12 protein-coding genes are annotated in these 17,623 nt (G+C 66.4%); 6 read left to right on the top strand and 6 right to left on the bottom strand.

Annotated elements, in window-relative coordinates; translation table 11 throughout:
* Nucleotides 1-25 precede the first annotated feature (25 nt).
* Together N0B15_RS00285 and N0B15_RS00280 are read left to right on the top strand one after the other, a co-directional pair.
* Nucleotides 26-1,342, top strand: a complete 1,317-nt coding sequence (locus tag N0B15_RS00285) for a glucose-6-phosphate isomerase (protein ID WP_263004960.1) — start codon at nucleotides 26-28, stop codon at nucleotides 1,340-1,342.
* Between the two features lie 57 nt (nucleotides 1,343-1,399).
* Nucleotides 1,400-2,536, top strand: a complete 1,137-nt coding sequence (locus N0B15_RS00280; protein WP_263004959.1) for a CPBP family intramembrane glutamic endopeptidase — start codon at nucleotides 1,400-1,402, stop codon at nucleotides 2,534-2,536.
* Between the two features lie 97 nt (nucleotides 2,537-2,633).
* On the opposite strand, the gene N0B15_RS00275 is transcribed toward N0B15_RS00280, so the two are convergent.
* Both N0B15_RS00275 and N0B15_RS00270 read right to left on the bottom strand, forming a co-directional pair.
* Nucleotides 2,634-3,092 (bottom strand): NOB1 family endonuclease, encoded by a 459-nt coding sequence (locus N0B15_RS00275; protein ID WP_263004958.1) that lies wholly within the window; start codon nucleotides 3,090-3,092, stop codon nucleotides 2,634-2,636.
* 3 nt (nucleotides 3,093-3,095) lie between these two features.
* Nucleotides 3,096-3,341 (bottom strand): PRC-barrel domain-containing protein, encoded by a 246-nt coding sequence (locus N0B15_RS00270; protein WP_263004957.1) that lies wholly within the window; start codon nucleotides 3,339-3,341, stop codon nucleotides 3,096-3,098.
* Nucleotides 3,342-3,504: 163 nt separating this feature from the next.
* Here N0B15_RS00270 and infB point away from each other — a divergent pair, with 163 nt between their 5' ends.
* Nucleotides 3,505-5,304, top strand: a complete 1,800-nt coding sequence (gene infB / locus N0B15_RS00265) for a translation initiation factor IF-2 (RefSeq protein WP_263004956.1) — start codon at nucleotides 3,505-3,507, stop codon at nucleotides 5,302-5,304.
* Nucleotides 5,305-5,408: 104 nt separating this feature from the next.
* Nucleotides 5,409-6,716 carry a serpin family protein gene (locus tag N0B15_RS00260; protein ID WP_263004955.1) on the top strand — a complete coding sequence of 436 codons (1,308 nt, stop codon included), beginning with the start codon at nucleotides 5,409-5,411 and terminating at the stop codon, nucleotides 6,714-6,716.
* Between the two features lie 27 nt (nucleotides 6,717-6,743).
* Here N0B15_RS00260 and N0B15_RS00255 read toward each other — a convergent pair whose 3' ends face one another.
* The 4 genes from N0B15_RS00255 to pepF all read right to left on the bottom strand — a co-directional run bounded on the left by N0B15_RS00255 (nucleotide 6,744) and on the right by pepF (nucleotide 10,861).
* Nucleotides 6,744-7,136: a DUF5811 family protein gene (locus tag N0B15_RS00255; RefSeq protein ID WP_263004954.1), complete on the bottom strand. Its 393-nt coding sequence runs from the start codon at nucleotides 7,134-7,136 to the stop codon at nucleotides 6,744-6,746.
* Between the two features lie 68 nt (nucleotides 7,137-7,204).
* Nucleotides 7,205-7,684 (bottom strand): pyruvoyl-dependent arginine decarboxylase, encoded by a 480-nt coding sequence (locus tag N0B15_RS00250; protein ID WP_263004953.1) that lies wholly within the window; start codon nucleotides 7,682-7,684, stop codon nucleotides 7,205-7,207.
* A 45-nt stretch (nucleotides 7,685-7,729) separates the two neighbouring features.
* Nucleotides 7,730-8,959, bottom strand: a complete 1,230-nt coding sequence (gene pan2, locus N0B15_RS00245; RefSeq protein WP_263004952.1) for a proteasome-activating nucleotidase Pan2 — start codon at nucleotides 8,957-8,959, stop codon at nucleotides 7,730-7,732.
* A 111-nt stretch (nucleotides 8,960-9,070) separates the two neighbouring features.
* Nucleotides 9,071-10,861 carry an oligoendopeptidase F gene (gene pepF, locus N0B15_RS00240; protein ID WP_263004951.1) on the bottom strand — a complete coding sequence of 597 codons (1,791 nt, stop codon included), beginning with the start codon at nucleotides 10,859-10,861 and terminating at the stop codon, nucleotides 9,071-9,073.
* Between the two features lie 1,169 nt (nucleotides 10,862-12,030).
* Between pepF and N0B15_RS00235 the strand changes: the two genes are divergently transcribed.
* On the top strand, nucleotides 12,031-14,346 hold the full coding sequence (locus N0B15_RS00235) for a PKD domain-containing protein (protein ID WP_263004950.1): 2,316 nt from the start codon (nucleotides 12,031-12,033) through the stop codon (nucleotides 14,344-14,346).
* A gap of 245 nt (nucleotides 14,347-14,591) precedes the next feature.
* Nucleotides 14,592-17,483 (top strand): cellulase family glycosylhydrolase, encoded by a 2,892-nt coding sequence (locus tag N0B15_RS00230; protein ID WP_263004949.1) that lies wholly within the window; start codon nucleotides 14,592-14,594, stop codon nucleotides 17,481-17,483.
* Nucleotides 17,484-17,623 lie beyond the last annotated feature (140 nt).

Here is a 17,623-nt window from a genome sequence, read left to right as displayed (position 1 = left end):
AGCCCCGGCCGTTGGTCCCCCTCGCATGGACGTCGACATCGGAAACGCGCTGACGGACGTCGCCTCACCGGGCGTCTCGAGGGACGCACTCGAGCGCCTCGACGAACGGGTCGCGGACGCTCACGAGCGGATCGAGACCGGGCGCGCCGAGGGCGAACACGGCTACGCGGCGCTGGACCTCCCGGAGACGACCGACCTCGACGAGGTGTACGCGGCCGCCGCCGCCCTCGGCGAGGTCGACGCGCTCGTGACGGTCGGCATCGGCGGCAGCGCCCTCGGCGCGGCGACGCTCGTCGACGCACTCGCCGACCCCGACGCGCCCGAGACCGTCTTCCTCGACAACGTCGACCCGGCGTGGGTCGGCCGCCACCTCGAGTCGCTCCCGCTCGAGCGGACGGCGATCAACGTCGTCTCGCGCTCTGGCACGACCGCCGAGACGCTCGCGAACTTCCTCGTGGTGCGCGAGGCGTTCGAAGCCGCGGGCGCAGACTGGCGCGAGCGGACCGTCGTCACCACCGGCGAGTCGGGCCCGCTCGCGGACCTGGCCGCGCGCCACGACCTGCCCGCGCTCGCCGTGCCGCCGGGGGTGCCGGGACGCTTCTCTGCGCTCTCGCCCGTCGGCTTGCTCGCACCGGCGGTCTGTGGCGTCGACCTCGAGGCGCTGCTCGACGGCGCACACGCCGAGCGCGAGACGCTCACCGGCTCGCTCTTCGAGTGTCCCGCCTACGCCTACGGCGCGACGAGCCACGCCCTCGCCGTCCGCGGGGCGACCGTGAACGCGACGATGCCCTACGCCGAGTCGCTCGAGACCTACGCCGAGTGGATCGCCCAGCTGTGGGCCGAGAGCCTCGGCAAGGACGGTCTCGGCCAGACGCCGGTGCGCGCGATGGGCGTCACCGACCAGCACTCACAGCTCCAGCTCTACCGGGCGGGCCCGCGGAACACGATGGTCACCTTCCTCACCGCCCGCGAGCGTCCCGACCGGCCGATTCCCGACACCGACGTCGCGGACCTCGCCTACCTCGGCGGGGCGACCCTCGGCGAACTGCTCGAGGCGGAGTTCCGGGCCACTGAAGCGAGTCTGGCCGCCGCTGGCCGTCCGAACGTCCGCGTCGAACTCGAGCGCGTCGACGCCGCCTCGATCGGTGGCGTCCTCTACGGGATGGAGGCGGCGTGTATCCTCGCGGGCGAACTCGCGGGCGTCGACGCCTTCGACCAGCCGGCCGTCGAGTGGGCGAAGCAGGCCACACGCGGCTTACTCGGCGGGCGCGACGAGTCGGGCGGGCGCTTCGCCGAGACCGACGCCGTCGCCGAGAAGACGACGCTCCGCGTCGAGCGCTGATGGGCGAGCCACGGCCGAACCCGGAGACGCTTTGGCCCTCGAGGCGAACCCTCGAGTATGAGTGAGCTGACGCACACCGGTAGCGAGGGTGGGGAGCCGCAGGTCGGGGACGGCTTCGTTCCCGCTGCCGGGACCGTCCTCTCGGGCGTCGCGATGGCGTCGATGGCGGTCCCCGTCCGCCGCGGCAGTACGGACCCGCTCGTCCTGGCCGCCCTCGCGCTCGCTGCCGTTTCCCTCGTCGTCTTCCTCGCTCGCCGCCACGGCGGGTTGGGCCGGGTCTACGGTGCGCCGGTCGCGGTCGGTGCCACCCTCTCGGTGCTCGCGCTCTCGGGCTACGTGCTGAACCAGGGTGTGAACGCCGCGGTCGGGATTCCGCTCCTCGAGCGCTCGGTTCCGCTGGTCTTCGTCGCCTTCCTGGCCGCCGGTGGCGCGCTCGCGATGGCGCTCGCCGACCACTACTCGCTCTCGACGGCTGGCGTCTTCGCTCGAAGCCAGCTCACGGTGTTGCTCACGATCGTCGCCGCCTTCGGCTTTCTGGCGGCATCGGTGTGGATAGTGCTGTTCGCCCTGCCGGTCGTGCTCGTCTACGGCGGGTTCACCCCGCTTCAACTGGTCGCGATCGAACAGATCGGGATGGCACTCGGCGCGCTCACCGTCGCCGTTGCCTTCCTCCAGTTGACCGAGCGCGACTGGTCGTTCATCGACCTCCGGGTGCCGACGCTTCGCGACCTCGGCTGGACGGTCGGCGGCACCGTCGCCATCTTCGGTGCGCTCTTCGCCATCTCGGTGCTGATGACCACCACCGGCGTCGAGAGCTCGAGCCACGGCGTCACCGATCGCGTCCAGGAGAGTCCCGAGATCATGTACGTCCTCATCCCGGCGGCCATCCTGCTCATCGGGCCGTTCGAGGAACTGCTCTACAGAAACGTCGTCCAGAAGTCGCTCTACGAACGCTTCTCTCGAGGGGGTGCGATCGTCGTCGCGAGCGTCGTCTTCGCCGCCGTCCACTACTTCGCCTACAGCGTCGGCGGCGCGGCCCCCGGCGCGATTCTCGCGAGTCTGATGGTCGTCTTCGGTCTCTCGCTCGTCCTCGGCGTCCTCTACGAGCGCACCGACAACCTGGTCGTCCCGGCGCTCGTCCACGGCATCTACGACGCGATTCTCTTCGCGAACCTGTATCTCGCCTACGCCTGAGAGCTGCCTCCCGTCGACTGTGCGGCCGACGCCCCCCTCGAGTCGCCGCCCGTGCTCGCGGTCGTCGTTCCCTCGTGTGGCTCCCCTCGAGTCCCTCTCAGGCGGGATTCTTCCGGCTCAGCTCCGAGCCACAGATCGGACAGCGGTCTCTGTGGTCGTCGAACTCGCGCCCGCAGCCGCGGCACTTGAACACCCACGAGCGCTGTTCGCTGATGCCCTCTCGAGCGATGACTTCGACGGAGACGTGGAGTTTCTCGGCGACGTTCTGCATCGCGTAGTCGTCGGTGACGAGCGTCCCGTCGAGTTCGAACGCCGTCGCGACCAGCCGGATGTCGGTCTCCGAGAGCACCTCGAGGTCGCCCGACTCGCGTGCGGCGCGGCGAACCGTCTCGGTGGTGTCGTCGTTCGGAATGTGAATGTGCATGCCGGAGCCTTCCATCGCGTCGTAGCGGTAGACGCTCTCCCCCTCGAGTTCCTCTCTGACGAGTGGGATCGTGGCCATCTGCTCGGTGGTGTGAAAGTCGTGGATAAACGCCGATGAGTCGAGAACGTGCATGTCCTAGCGCTGGACGACGATGTAGTCTTTGACGGCCTGGACCCGGCTGACGGGCACCATGAGTCGGCCACGGTCGTTTCGCTCGAAGTCGACCGACCGGATCGGGAGTTCCTCGTCGGGATCGACGATGAGGTCGTGGAGCTTGCCGGATTTGAGGTCCATCGTGATGTTGTAGAGCATGCCGAGTTCGGTGCCGTCCGAGCCCATGACGGACTTCCCCGAGAGGTTCTCAGCGAGTATGTCGCTCATGTACTCCCGTTCTTACTTCTCACTATTAAACTCCACGGGGGTGTCTGACGGGCGTCGGCCCTCCGTCGTCTCGTCGGGGACGTCGCCTGCGCTCGCGGCCGTGACGATGGCTTTAACTACCGCGGAACGGACGACTAGTTATAACCTTCTCTGGTGGTTCACCATGTCGGACACGGATACACGCGACCTCACCTCTCTCAGAACGCCGATCGTCGCCGTCCTCGGACACGTCGACCACGGCAAGACTAGCCTGCTCGATAAGATCCGCGGCTCGGCGGTGATCGAGGGCGAAGCCGGGGCGATCACCCAGCACATCGGCGCGACGGCCGTCCCGCTCGACGTCGTCTCCGAGATCGCTGGCGATCTCGTCAACCCCGACGACTTCGACCTCCCCGGCCTGCTCTTCATCGATACGCCGGGACACCACTCCTTTACCACCCTCCGCTCGCGCGGCGGCGCGCTCGCGGACCTCGCCATCCTCGTCGTCGACGTCGGCGACGGCTTCCAGCCCCAGACGATCGAGGCGCTCGAGATCCTCCAGCGCTCCTCGACGCCGTTCATCGTCGCCGCGAACAAGGTCGACACGGTGCCGGGCTGGAACCCCAACGAGGACGCCCCGATCATGGGCACCTACGAGTCCCAGTCGGACCGCGCCCGTGGCGACCTCGACACCCGCCTCTACGAGATCATCGGCGAACTCTCCGACGAGGGCTTCTCCGCCGACCTCTACTGGCGCGTCCAGGACTTCCAGCGAAACGTCGGCGTCGTCCCCGTCTCGGCGATGACCGGCGAGGGCGTCCCCGACCTCCTCGCGGTCATGATGGGTCTCTCCCAGCGCTACATGAAAGAGGAGATGGAGATCGACGTCGCCGGACCCGGCGTCGGCACCGTCCTCGAGGTCAAAGAGGAGAAGGGCTTCGGGACGACCATCGACACCGTCCTCTACGACGGGACGGTCCGCGCCGACGACCAGCTCGTCGTCGGTGGGATGAACGACCCCATCGTCACCGACGTGCGCGCGCTCCTCCAGCCCCGCCCGCTCGCCGAGATTCGCACCGAGAACCGCTTCGAGAAAGTCGACGAAGTGTCGGCCGCCGCCGGGATCAAAGTCGCCGCGCCCGACCTAGACGACGCGATGGCGGGGGCGCCGGTCCGCGTCGTCCGCGACCGCCCGCTCGAGGAGGTCGTCGCGGAGGTCGAGGCCGAACTCGCCGACATCGCCGTCGAGACCGCAGAGCAGGGCGTCGTCGTCAAAGCCGACACCCTCGGCAGTCTCGAGGCGATGGCCGACGCGCTCGACGAAGCCGAGGTGCCGATCGTCCGCGCCGAGGTCGGCGACGTCGCCCCCCGTGACGTCTCGGTCGCCTCGACCGCCGACGAACACATCCACCGGACCATCCTCGGCTTCAACGTCGACGTGCTCGCCGACGCCGCCCAGCGCGCCGAGATCGACGACGTCCGGCTGTTCACCGACGACGTCATCTACCAGCTCATCGAGGAGTACACCGAGTTCGTCGACGACCTCGAGCGCTCCCAGCAGGACACCATCTTAGAGAACATCACCCGGCCCGCCCGCGTTCGCATCCTCCCGGATCACGTCTTCCGCCAGAACGATCCCGCGGTCGTCGGCGTCGAGGTCAATTCGGGCACCCTGAAGAACAACACCTTCGTGATGAAGTGGGAGGAGAACGAGCCGACCCGCGTCGGCCAGGTCAAAGGCATCCAGGAACAGGGCGAGGACGTCGACCAGGCCCGCGTCGGCGAACGCGTCTCCGTCGCCATCGACGGCCCGACCGTCGGCCGACAGATCGACGAGGACGACGAACTCTGGACCGACCTCCCCGAGAAACACGCCAAAATCCTCGAGCAGGAACTCTCGAGTCAGATCCCCGGCGACGAACTCGAGGCGCTCAACATGTACTTAGACCGCCAGCGAAAGCGCGACCCCTTCTGGGGGAAGTGAGCGCTCGAGACCGCCAGTCGCCTCTGGTCGTCTCTCGCTGTCTTAGCTCACACGCCGATTTCACCTAGGGGAGGTGACTTATCCCACCGGGCGTATCTTCAGGTATGTCCTCCACGAACAGACGCACGATGCTCACGCTCTCCGGTCTCGCCCTCGCCGGTCTCGCTGGCTGTCTCGGCGGTGGTGACGATCCCTCGAACGGCGACGACGACGGCGAACCCGCCCAGATGCGCGTCCTCTCGGCCGATATCGAACGCGCCTCGCCGTCGGTAGGCGACGCCGACCTCGAGGCACTCGTCGCCGGCAATACCGCGTTCGCGCTCTCGCTGCTCGAGGAGACCGAGGAGACCAACCTGTTCGTCTCGCCGATCAGCATCTCGCTCGCGCTCGCGATGACGTGGGCGGGGGCCGCCGGCCAGACCGAATCCGAAATGGCCGACGCGCTCGCGTTCCCGCACGGCCAGGAGGCGTTGCACCCGGCGTTCAACGCGCTCTGGCGGACGCTCGAGGCGGCCGACGGCGACGACGACGAGGAGTTCACCCTCCGCCTCGCGAACGCCATCTGGGGCCAGGACGGCTATCCGTTCGAAGACGACTTCCTCGAGACGCTGGCGCGCCACTACGGGGCGGGCCTTCGTACGCTCGACTTCGGAGAGGACCCCGAGGCGGCCAGAGCGACGATCAACGACTGGGTGGCCGAGGAGACCGACGACCGCATCGAGGATCTCCTCCCGGAGGGATCGATCACCGACGACGTCCGCCTCGTGCTGACGAACGCCATCTACTTCTTCGCGAACTGGGAGTCGCCGTTCGACGAGGATCGGACCGAGGACGGGACGTTCACCGCCCTCGACGGGAGCGAGTCGATGGTGGCGATGATGCACCAGAACCTCCGGACGAACTACGCCGCCGTCGACGGCCACGAGGTCCTCGAGTTACCATACGCAGGCGACGCACGGATGGTCGTCTTCCTCCCGGCCGCAGGCGAGTTCGAAGACTTCAGCGCCGACCTGGATGCCGCACGCTTCGGCGAGCTGCTCGAGGCGACCGGCGACGCTCAGGGCGACCTCGCCTTCCCGCGCTTCGAGTTCGAGACCTCGCTCAGTCTGAAGGAGACGCTCTCGGCGCTCGGGATGGAGACGGCGTTCACCGACGCGGCGGACTTCTCGGGGATGACCGACGCCGAGCGCCTTTTCGTCGACGACGTCTACCACGATGCCTACGTCGCCGTCGACGAGGAGGGAACCGAGGCGGCGGCCGCGACGGGTGCGGTGATGATGCCGACGAGCGCCCCGACGGAGACGTTCGACGTGACCGTCGACCGGCCGTTTCTCGTCGCCATCTGTGACGACGAGACCGACTCGGTGCTGTTTCTCGGACGGGTCGGCGACGCAGGTGCTGCGCAGAACTAAGCGTGCGCAGAAACGGCGGTGTCCGCGCTATCGCGCCGTCGGCGTCACGTTGTCTTCGACCGCCTGTTTCACCTGTAAGGCGGCGCTGGCGGCCAGGCCGCGCGCGACTTCGTCACGCTCGTCGGCGCCGATGATCTCCTCCGGGGTCTCCTCCATCTCCGGGGCGAACCCGGCGCTGACCGGGTGGCCGACCGGTGGCTGGACGGCGACGCGGACCTGCGGGCCGCTGACACCACACTGGACGTCGGCGTCGACGACGTACTCGTCGGGGAGGAACTCGCGGGTGCGGGCGGCGATCCGCGAGACGTCCCGGTGTAAGACACGTTTCTGGTCGCCCGTGATCGTCGGGACGTCCGCCGCCGCTCGCTGGCCAGCCTGCGTTTCACCCGGCAGCCCTCCGTACGGCGTGTTTCCATTCATGAGAAGTCGATATGCGTGCTATCGAGTCGCGCAGTAAAAAGGGTTCGCCTCGAGAGACACTCACACACCTAGAAAATCGGCTCGCTCTCGCCGTAGACGGCGACGACGATGGCCGTCGTGTAGGCACCTGACTTCGCCTCGACGCTCTCGACCCGGTCGTGGACCTCGCCGAACTCCCACTCGCGCAGGCCCATGCCGGTCTCGAGTCCCTCGAGGACGCGAGTTCTGACGTCGTCGGCGTCCATCTCGCCGGAGGTCTCGTAGAACAGCCCCGGGCCGCCGTCGGCCGACTGGACCCAGCTGAGGGCGGCGCTCGCGCGGCCGGGTCCGGCGGTGCTCGCGCGCGCCTCGACGACGGTCAGACGCTCGCCCGCGGGACCGAGGTCGGGTGCGGTGCCGACGGGGTCGACCTCGACGCCCGCCGGGATCACCGAGGAGACCGCCACCAGGTTGTAATCACAGATCCCCGCCTCGGCGAGCGCCGCGTCGTACGACGACATCCGCGTGGGTGCGGAGGCCGACCCCCAGACGACTCGAATCGTGCTCATAGACGGCTCTCGGTGATCGAGCGCGTAAGGCGTTGCGATCCGCCTCTAGTCGTAGAAGTAACTCGCCGAGGCGACGATCTCGCTCGAGTCGTCGCGTTCGATCTTCTCGAGGGCGTCCTCGAAGTCGACCATGCGGACGTCGGTGCGGTCGTCGCGGATGGCGAACATGCCGGCCTCGGTCGCGAGGCTCTCGAGTTCCGCGCCGGAGTAGCCCGCGGTCTCGTCGGCGAGGGTGTCGAAGTCGACGTCGCCGTCGACGGCCATCTCGCGGGTGTGGATCTCGAGGACGCGCTCGCGCCCCTCGCGGTCGGGTGCGGGCACTTCGATGAGTCGGTCGAAGCGTCCGGGGCGGAGGATGGCGCTGTCGAGCATGTCGAAGCGGTTGGTCGCGGCGATGATGCGGATGTCCCCGCGGGCCTCGAAGCCGTCCATCTCGCTGAGTAGTTGCATCATCGTCCGCTGGACTTCGGCGTCGCCGGAGGTCTTCGACTCGGTGCGGGTGGCGGCGACGGCGTCGATCTCGTCGATGAAGATGATGGCGGGTTCGCGTTCGCGGGCGAGTTCGAAGAGGTCGCGGACGAGCCGTGAGCCCTCGCCGATGAACTTCCGGACGAGTTCCGAGCCGGCCATCTTCACGAACGTCGCGTCGGTCTGGTTGGCGACGGCCTTCGCGAGCATCGTCTTGCCGGTGCCCGGCGGGCCGTACAGTAAGACGCCGCTCGGTGGGTCGATGCCGACCTCTTCGAACAGTTCGGGCTGAGTGAGTGGCTGTTCGACCGCCTCGCGAACCTCCCTGATCTGTTCGTCGATGCCGCCGATGTCCTCGTAGCCCACGTCGGGCCGTTCCTGGATCTCCATCGCCTGTGCACGGGCGTCGGTCTCGGCACTGAGGACGGTCTGGATACCGAACGTGTCGTTGACGGCGACGCGCGTTCCCGCGTCGACTCGTTCGCGCAGTTGTGGAGCGACCTCGGTGAGTACTTCCTGGTTGTTGCCGTGTTGTTTGACGACGACTTCGTCGCCGAGGACGTCCTCGACGGTCGCGACGTACAGCGAGGAACTCTTCAGCGTCTTGTTCTCGCGTTCGACGCGGTCCGCCTCCTCGCGGAGGTCCTCACGGCGGTGCTCGGCGGACTCGAGCTGGGCCGCTAGCTGGTCGTGGATCGCGACGATGTCCTCGTAGTGGGCGCGCAGCGCCTCGAGACGCTCGGGTCCGGAGAGATCTGGATCGATGTCGCGGTTGGGTCGATCGGGGAGAGAGGGGCTTCGAGACATCCTGACGTCCACCGATAAGTCGCGGACCGTAAATGTGTCTTTGGGTCCCGTCGGTTTTCTCGAGGAGCGACGCCACCGTGGAAAATCACCCCCAGCGACGCTAACGGCGGCTCAGAGCAGGGTGTCGAACTCGGTGAGGCGCTCCTCGTAGGTCGCGAGCGCGCGCTCGATCGGATCGGCCGTACTCATGTCGATGCCGGCGACCTCGAGTAACTCGAGGGGGTAGGCTCGCGAGCCCCGGCGGAGGAACTCGCGGTAGTCGCTCGCGGCGGGGTCGCCCCGCTCGACGATGTCGTCGACGATGGCGAGGGCGGCGGCGATGCCAGTCGAGTACTGGTAGACGTAGAAGGCGCTGTAGAAGTGGGGGATGCGCATCCACTCCATGGCGATGCGGTCGTCGACGGCGGCGGGTTCGTAGTAGTCGCGTTTGAGGTCGTAGTAGACCTCGTCGAGGCGGTCGGCGGTGAGCGCCTCGCCCGCCTCCTCGAGTTCGTGGGTGCGCAGTTCGAACTCGGCGAAGAGCGTCTGGCGAAAGAGCGTCGAGCGGACGCGCTCTAAGAACTCGTTGAGGACGTGCTTTCTGAACGCCTCGTCGTCGACGGTCTCGAGGAGGTGGTGGGTGAGCAGCGACTCGTTGACGGTGCTCGCGACCTCGGCGACGAAGATCTCGTAGTTCGAGTAGATGTACGGCTGTTGCTCTTTGGTGAACTCGGAGTGGAGCGAGTGGCCGAGTTCGTGGGCGAGGGTGTACATCGAGGAGACGTCGTCCTGGTAGTTCATCAGGATGAACGGCTGGGTGTCGTAGGTGCCGCCGGAGTAGGCTCCCGAGCGCTTGCCCGTGTTCTCGTAGACGTCGACCCAGCGCGCCTCGAAGCCCGCCTCGACGCGCGAGCGGTACTCCTCGCCGAGCGGGGAAACGGCCTCGAGGATGTAGTCGGCCGCCTCCTCGTAGGTGATTTCGGGACCTTCGTCACCCGCGAGCGGCATGTAGAGGTCCCACATCCGGAGTTCGTCGACGCCGAGCGCCTCGCGCTTGAGGTCCGCGTACCGGTGGAGCGTACCGATGTTGTCGTGGACGGTCTCGACGAGCGTGTCGTACACCGCGACCGGGACGTTCGGCCCGTCGAGGGCGGCCTCCCGGGCGGTCTCGTAGTTGCGCGCTCTGGCCACCTTCACGTCGGCTTTGACGCTGTTCTTGTAGGCGGCGGCGACCGCGTTCCTGACTGCCTCCCACTCGTCGAAGTAGGTCTCGTAGACGCGCCGTCGGAAGTCGCGGTCGGGGCGTCTGAGCAGGTTGACGAAGTTGCTCTGGGTGATCTCGACGGCGTCGCCGTCGGCGTCCTCGACGCTCGGAAACGACATGTCCGCGTTCGACAGCAGGTCGTAGACCTCGCCGGTCGAGCCGAGCACCTCGCCGAAGTCGGCGAGCAACGCCTCGACCTCCGCAGAGCGGGTGTGCGGTTTCAGGCGTAACACGTCGTCGACGTAGTGGTCGTAGGTCTCGAGATCCGGTGTCTCTTCGCGCATCGCGTCGAACTCCTCGCGCGTCAGCGACTGAATCTCCGGTTCGAGAAACGACGCCGTCGCGCTCGCACTCGCCGCGAGCGACTGGGCGCGCGCCGAGAGCGCCTGGTAGGTCTGGTCGGTCGTGTCCTCGTCGCGGCGCATTCGCGCGTAGGAGAACACCGTCGACACCTCGCGCATCAACCGGTCGCGACACGCGAGTGCCTCGAGGAGGGTCTCACCGTCTTCGGTCGCCCGCCCCTCGTAGGCGGCGAGGTCGTCGACCCGTGTCGCTGCCCTCTCGTAGGCCTCCTCCCAGTCGTCCTCGCTCGCGTAGATGCTCTCGAGATCCCAGGTATAGCCCTCGTCGATCTCGGATCGATCGGGAACGGAACTCATACCGCTCGTTTCGAAACCAGTGGGGTAAAGGTTGCCGAAGGGCTACGCCCGGTCGTTCACCACACTGGTCGCGCGGATAATCTCAACGATCGGTGCTATCTGGGTACCTCTCCGATTTAACAGTATTTCTCCCGAATTTTACTCCTGTGACACTGAAGTCCCGAATTCCGTCCCTCTGGCCGTCCACAACCTCAATATCGCCTGTGTCTCCCTGCCACTCTCTGCTCGTGGTCGGTGCGAGGGCCGAACTCTTCGAGCGTGGGATACTACACGCCAGTGGCGGAGAATCGCTTCACACCCTCGTTCTGGTCGCTTCGCCCCTTCCACAAGATATATTTAACACTCACCATATATTCGAATTTGGTATGTATACGAAGACGTACTGCTTCCGCCTTCGAACCGATAGACAGCGGTCGATCCGCTCGCCAACAATTCCGTTACAACCATACGATTGTAACTTCTACGGACGTTCGTGACCATCTACCGTTGAATTATCATTATCGTCGTATCACATCTATCTGGTGATCTATCGTGACACATACGACGGTTTCACCGCGTCCATACCTGGAAATTACCGATCAACAGCCGGCAACGGGCCGTTCGCCTTCCGATCACATATTTTTCCTGGACTTATCGTGTATTTGTTTTATCCTCGCACACTTGTATGGGAAATAACACTATTTTCACACCCCGTCTTCCGAATCCTGCTGCTCCGTGCGCTCCTGCGGAATGTTCCTGAATTTTATATTAAATCATTTTTAATTCGTCCCGCTTTGCCGCCTTCCGAACCGGCTCCCGGACGCGACCGGGGACCGCACTCACGAAGCTATCACTCTCGCCCGATTAGAATAAATTCTATAATTTCTCGCTGAATTTTTCCCCGACGGGTGGTTCTCGGCCGCGCTCGAGACGAACGCGTCGTCGGCGTCCCCGCTGGCGCGTTCTCTCGCGCCGAAGGAACGGGGTTCGTCTCTATTTCCGATACTGATGGCCTGTGGTGTGTTCTCACGCCCTCGCCGGCCGGTTCGGCGCTCGTCGAGGTGGCGGAACGTTTATTTCATATTCGTCTGTATGTGTAGGATATCCGAGTGAGATCGTGGCTGGCGTCGCGTGCCCGACCCAGCGCACATTCGACACTCGAGACGCCTCGGATGGCCCACCACACTACTATGACCACGAACCACCGCAGATCGGGTGACTCAGCGGCCGAACGCACCGGAACCGGTGCCGTTGCGAACCGTCGAACGTTTCTGAAGGCTCTCGGCGCGGGGGCGGCGATCACGACGCTGGGGAGCGTCCCCGCCACGGCGACGCCCGAGCTGACCGACTTCGTCGAGACCGACGGCACCGAGTTCGTCGTCGACGGCCAGCCGATCTACTTCAACGGGACGAACAACTTCTGGATCACCGACAACCACGCCACCAGAGCGCGCGTCGACGACCTGATCGAACTGTTCGACGAGATGGGGCTGAACGTCCTCCGGACGTGGGCCCACTGTGAGGGCGAAGACGGCCACTGTCTCCAGCCTGAACTCGGCGTCTACAGCGAGGAGGGTCTCCAGCACCTCGACTACGTCGTCGCGAAGGCGAAAGCACACGGCATCCGCCTGATCATCGCCCTCGCGGACAACTGGGACCACGACGGCGGCATCCCCCAGTACGTCGAGTGGATCGACGGCGCCGAAGACCGCGGCGACTTCTACACGATGGAGGCGTGCCGTGACGCCTACAAGAACCACGTCGAGACCATCCTCACCCGAACCAACACGATCACCGGCATCGACTACCGCGACGAACCCGCGATCATGCTCTGGGAACTCGCGAACGAACCCCGACTCGAGGGTGACGACACCGAGACCATCGACGACCGCCAGGGCGTCCTCACCGACTGGATCACTGAGATGTCGGCGTTCATCAAGGAGCTCGACCCGAACCACCTCGTCTCGACCGGCATGGAGGGCTTTTACACCCGCGAGGGCGCGAGCGAGTTCTTCTACAACGACTGGACCGGGCAGGACTACATCCGCCACCACGACATCGACACCATCGACGCCTGCTCGTTCCACATGTACCCCTATCACTGGGATCACCCGGACCCGAACGATCCGGACGGCGGATCACCGTTCCCGTACGAACACGGCGCGGAGTGGATCCGCGAACACGTCACCGATGCCCACGACGAACTCGGCAAGCCGGCCTACTGCGGCGAGTTCAACGTCAACCGCGTGAGCGGTCTCGACGCCAGAAACGACTTCCTCGAGGAGTGGTACGATCTCTTCGACGAGTACGACATCGGCGCGCCGCTGCCCTGGCAGGTCGTCCTCGAGAGCACGAACGACCACGACGGCTTCCAGCTCTATCGGAGCGAGTCGGGCGACATCCTCGAGTCCTACGGCGAGCGTGTGGCGGCGAAGACGGGCGCGGCCACCGGCGGCCCGCTCGCCGACGCCACCTCGCCGGGGACGCTCCGGGTGGGTGAGGCGGGCCGGTTCAGCGCCGCCTACTCGACGGGCGGCGGGCGCTCGCTCGAGGGCTACGAGTGGGTCTTCGGCGACGGGACGACGGCGACCGGCGAGACCGTCCGCCACCGTTTCGACGAACCGGGCGCGTACGAGGTCGAACTGACCGTCACCGACGAGGCGGGCGCGAGCGCCACCGATACCGAGACCGTCACCGTCGTCGAACTTCCCGAGGACTCGATCCTCGTCGAGGGCGCAGGCGAAGGACTGTTCGACGATCTCGCGGAGTTCCACGTCGCCTCCCGGGTGGCTTCGGGCAGTATCACGCTCGAGGCGCAGGTCGCCTCGATGAGTTCGACCGATCCGGACGCCCAGGCCGGCATCGTCGCGCTCGAGGACCTCGACGCCGACGGCGCCGTCGGTGGCGTCGCCGTTACGCCGAGCGCCGGGACCGAGATCGTCCGCGCGTTCGACGAAACGACGCCCACCTGGCGCGAACGGCGTTACGACGACCACGCGCCGCCGCTGTGGCTCAGACTCGAGTACGCAGACGGCGTGATGACCGGTCTCTTCTCTACTGACGGCGAGGAGTGGACCGAGATCGAGACCGGCGAGGTCGCGCTCGGAGACGAGTTCTACGTGGGCCTGTTCGTCAGCGCCAACGCGCCGAGCGAACTCTGTACCGTCCAGTTCGACGGCGTCGACTGGCTCGAGTCGTTCGCGAGTACCGACGTCGGTGCCGTCGAAATCGCCGGGCACGCACTCTCCGGCACCGGCGAGGGTGGTGGGGGCGGTGAGCCGGCCGACCTCGACGTGACGGGCGACGGCAACCCGGCCCAGGACCTCACCGGCGACGGTCTCTACGAGGACGTGACGGGCGACGGCCACCTCGGGTTCAACGACGTCGTCACCTTCTTCGAGGAACACACCGGCGACGTGGTCCAGGGCAACGTCGAGCGCTTCGACTTCAGCGGCAACGACCAGGTCGGCTTCACCGACGTCGTCGCCCTCTTCGAACGGCTGTAAGGCGTTCGGGCTGCTGGAAGCCGCGTGCTCGCGGAGACCACTCCGGTGGCGTCTGGCCACTGGTAATTTACACAGTGTTTATGTGTGAGTGAATACAACCCTCCCAGCACGTGTTCGGAAACCGCGTCCGAGCCTCGCCGGGACGCGACGCGCTCGGGTCGGACGGGACAGGGTCCCCGTCCCGCGCCGTCGGCGGCCGGTGGGGTGGGTGTGTGGACGCCCGGATACGGACCACGAGACATACCATGAGACACGAGACTGAGGCTGACGAACGGACGGACGAGCGCGCTCACCCCCCGGGTAGTGACAGCGCGCAGGGTACAGTCGGTGGGGCGACCCGCCGGGACTTCCTGAAAGTCGCGGGTGCTGCCGGTGGCGCGCTCGCGCTCGGGAGCGCAGCGACGGGCACCGCGACGGCGACCACGGAGAAACAGATTCCGACGCCGTGGCTCCACGTCGAGGGGAACCTGATCAAAGACCCCCTCGGCGAGGAGGTCAAACTGCGCGGGCTGAACATGGCGGATCCGAAACGGATCAACGTCACGGCACCGGCGCGCGGGATGACTGCCCCGCAGGTCGTCGAGTTTCTGACCGACCAGAGCCGCGGCTGGTACCCGCGCGTGATCCGGATTCCGGTCCAGCCGATCGACATCGGCGAGTACGAACCCGGCCACACCGGTGGCCCGCCGGACGCGGTGGCGTTCACCCGGGCGGAACTCGAGGACTACATCGAGACGCACCTCGACCCCGTCGTCGAGAAGTGTAAAGAACGCGGCGTCTACGCCATCGTCGACTACCACCGCCACTGGGGCGACGGCGACTTCGAGTGGGACCAGGCCGACCTCGCAGACGAGGTCGACATGTTCTGGGACACGATGGCCCCCCACTACGCCGAGGAGTCACACGTCATCTTCGAGGTGTACAACGAGCCCACCGAACCCGGCATGTGGACCACCCTCGAGAACGACGCCGACATCTGGCTCGAGTGGAAGGACACGGCCCAGCCGTGGGTCGATACGATCCGCGAGCACGCGCCGCACAACCTGATCCTCGTCGGCTCGCCGAGCTGGACGCAGAACCCCGAAGGCTACTACGTCGAGCCGTTCGACGGCGAGAACCTCGCCTACACCTACCACATCTACCCGGGCCACACCGTGAGCCGGAACGAGGCCTGGGACACCGACCACACCGAGGGGATGCAGGGCGTCCACGAGGACGCCCCGGTCGTCGTCACCGAGTTCGGCTGGCAGAACGACATCCGCTCTGACTACCTCCGCGGGTCGACCTCGGAGTTCGGAGAGCCGTTTATGGACTTCCTCGAGGAGAACGACGGTCTCCACTGGACAGCCTGGTGTGCCGACCCGACCTGGCGGCCGGTCATGTTCAACCGCCCGTTTGCTCCGGTCGATCACACCGACGAGGAAGACTCGATCGGCCACCCCTACGAGGACGACATTCCGGAGTACTGTGACGAACTGCCCTGCGAGTGGTCACTCCTCGGCCGCGACGAGGGCGATTACGACGACTTCATGGGCGGGTTCATCCAGGACGTCCTCGAGGAGAACCGCGACGACCGCATTCCGACCGTCGAGTTCGACGACCAGCCACCCGAGGTACCGGACCCCGAGGTGTTCGAGGTGACTCAGACGACGGTCGAACTCGCGTGGGACACCGTCGACAGCCCCGGCGACTCGCCGTTCTCACACTACAACGTCTTCCTCGACGGCGTGAAACACACGGAGGTCCCCGGGAGCGAGACGAGCGTCACGCTGGTCGACCTCCTCGCCGACAAGACCTTCGAGATCGGCGTCTCCGCAGAGGACGGCACCGGCAACGAGAGCGCGCCGGGAACGGTGACGGTGACGACCGAGCCGTTCGACGACGACGAACCGCCGTACGTTCCCGACGACCTCGCCGTGGCCGAGAAGACCCACCGCACGATCACGCTCGAGTGGGGCAGCGTCGAGGACCGCGGCCCGGCCGGACTCCACCACTATCGGCTCTACGTCGACGGCGAGGAGACCGTCCAGATCCGCGAGGGGACGACGAGCACGACGCTCACTGATATGCTGCCGGATACGACCTACGAGATCGCGGTCTCGGCGGTCGACTTCGCCCAGAACGAGTCGGCGACGAGCGAGACCATCGCCGTGCGCACCGAGGCCGACCGCCCGCACGCGAACGACCTGGTGATCAACGACTACGAGGGCGACCCCGAGTGGCCCGAGGCGAACAAACTCGGCAACTGGATCGGCGGCGACGGTTTCGAGGCGAACGAGGTCACCGGCGACGCCACCCTCCGCTTCGAGTACGACGACGGCGGCTGGTACGGCACCGCCGTCGCCCAGGACATCTCCCGGTACTCACACCTCATGGTCCGCGTCAGCGGTGACGACGGCGGCGAGGAAGCCGAGGTCGACGTCGCCTTCGCCGGATTCGAGGGTCTCCTCTCGGAGGTCGCCGAGGGCCACATCGAAGCGGGCCGTATGAGCCTCGTCTCGCTCGACCTCTCGGGGGCGGGCGAGAGCGACCTCGAGGACCCGGGTCAGCTTCGCTTCGGCTTCGACCACGGCGGCACGGGAGCGATCGAGATCGACGCCCTCTGGCTGCGCGACGCGACGGTCGACTACGAACCGGAGCCGACGGCTCCCGCCCAGCCCACCGGGCTCACGGTCGTCTCCGCGACCGACTCGAGCGTCGACCTCGCCTGGGGCAGCGTCGCCGACGCCGCCGGCTACGAGGTGTACCTCGACGGCTCGCTCGAGACTGAGACGAGCGGGACGACCGTAACCATCACCGGTCTCGAGACCGACTCGAGCTACGAGTTCGGCGTCGTCGCGGTCTCGGCAGACGGGCTCGAGTCGACGGTGGCGACCGTGGTCGGTGAGACCGGCGACGGCGGCGGCGAACCGGCCGACCTCGACGTGACCGGTGACGGCAACCCCGCCCAGGACCTGACGGGTGACGAACTCTACGAGGACGTGACGGGTGACGGGAACCTCGGCTTCAACGACGTGGTCACCTTCTTCGAGGAACACACCGGCGACGTGGTCCAGGACAACGTCGAGCGCTTCGACTTCAGCGGCAACGGCCAGGTCGGCTTCAACGACGTGGTCGCCCTCTTCGAGCGCATCTAGCGCACGCCGCCGTCGGCCGGCGGTTTTCGGACCTCGGTTCGCACACCGACACCTGCGTTCTATGTTTCCAAATACAATACAGAAGATTTAATGAGTATATCGATGTTAGTATCACTCATGCACACCCCGATGCGGCCCGC

The sequence above is a fragment of the Natronobiforma cellulositropha genome (genome assembly GCF_025629245.1).
GTDB classification, from domain to species: Archaea; Halobacteriota; Halobacteria; order Halobacteriales; family Natrialbaceae; genus Natronobiforma; species Natronobiforma cellulositropha.
The sequence above is the reverse complement of the archived record's forward strand: the minus strand, read 5'-3'. Positions and strand labels throughout refer to the sequence as shown.

Bases quoted from the DNA above. Each gene is read 5' to 3' on its own strand.
- N0B15_RS00270 (WP_263004957.1), bottom strand. From the start codon at position 3,341: ATGAGCGACATACTCGCTGAGAACCTCTCGGGGAAGTCCGTCATGGGC.
- N0B15_RS00280 (WP_263004959.1), top strand. From the start codon at position 1,400: ATGAGTGAGCTGACGCACACCGGTAGCGAGGGTGGGGAGCCGCAGGTC.
- N0B15_RS00285 (WP_263004960.1), top strand. From the start codon at position 26: ATGGACGTCGACATCGGAAACGCGCTGACGGACGTCGCCTCACCGGGC.
- N0B15_RS00255 (WP_263004954.1), bottom strand. From the start codon at position 7,136: ATGAATGGAAACACGCCGTACGGAGGGCTGCCGGGTGAAACGCAGGCT.
- infB (WP_263004956.1), top strand. From the start codon at position 3,505: ATGTCGGACACGGATACACGCGACCTCACCTCTCTCAGAACGCCGATC.
- N0B15_RS00275 (WP_263004958.1), bottom strand. From the start codon at position 3,092: ATGCACGTTCTCGACTCATCGGCGTTTATCCACGACTTTCACACCACC.
- pepF (WP_263004951.1), bottom strand. From the start codon at position 10,861: ATGAGTTCCGTTCCCGATCGATCCGAGATCGACGAGGGCTATACCTGG.
- N0B15_RS00260 (WP_263004955.1), top strand. From the start codon at position 5,409: ATGTCCTCCACGAACAGACGCACGATGCTCACGCTCTCCGGTCTCGCC.
- pan2 (WP_263004952.1), bottom strand. From the start codon at position 8,959: ATGTCTCGAAGCCCCTCTCTCCCCGATCGACCCAACCGCGACATCGAT.
- N0B15_RS00250 (WP_263004953.1), bottom strand. From the start codon at position 7,684: ATGAGCACGATTCGAGTCGTCTGGGGGTCGGCCTCCGCACCCACGCGG.
- N0B15_RS00235 (WP_263004950.1), top strand. From the start codon at position 12,031: ATGACCACGAACCACCGCAGATCGGGTGACTCAGCGGCCGAACGCACC.
- N0B15_RS00230 (WP_263004949.1), top strand. From the start codon at position 14,592: ATGAGACACGAGACTGAGGCTGACGAACGGACGGACGAGCGCGCTCAC.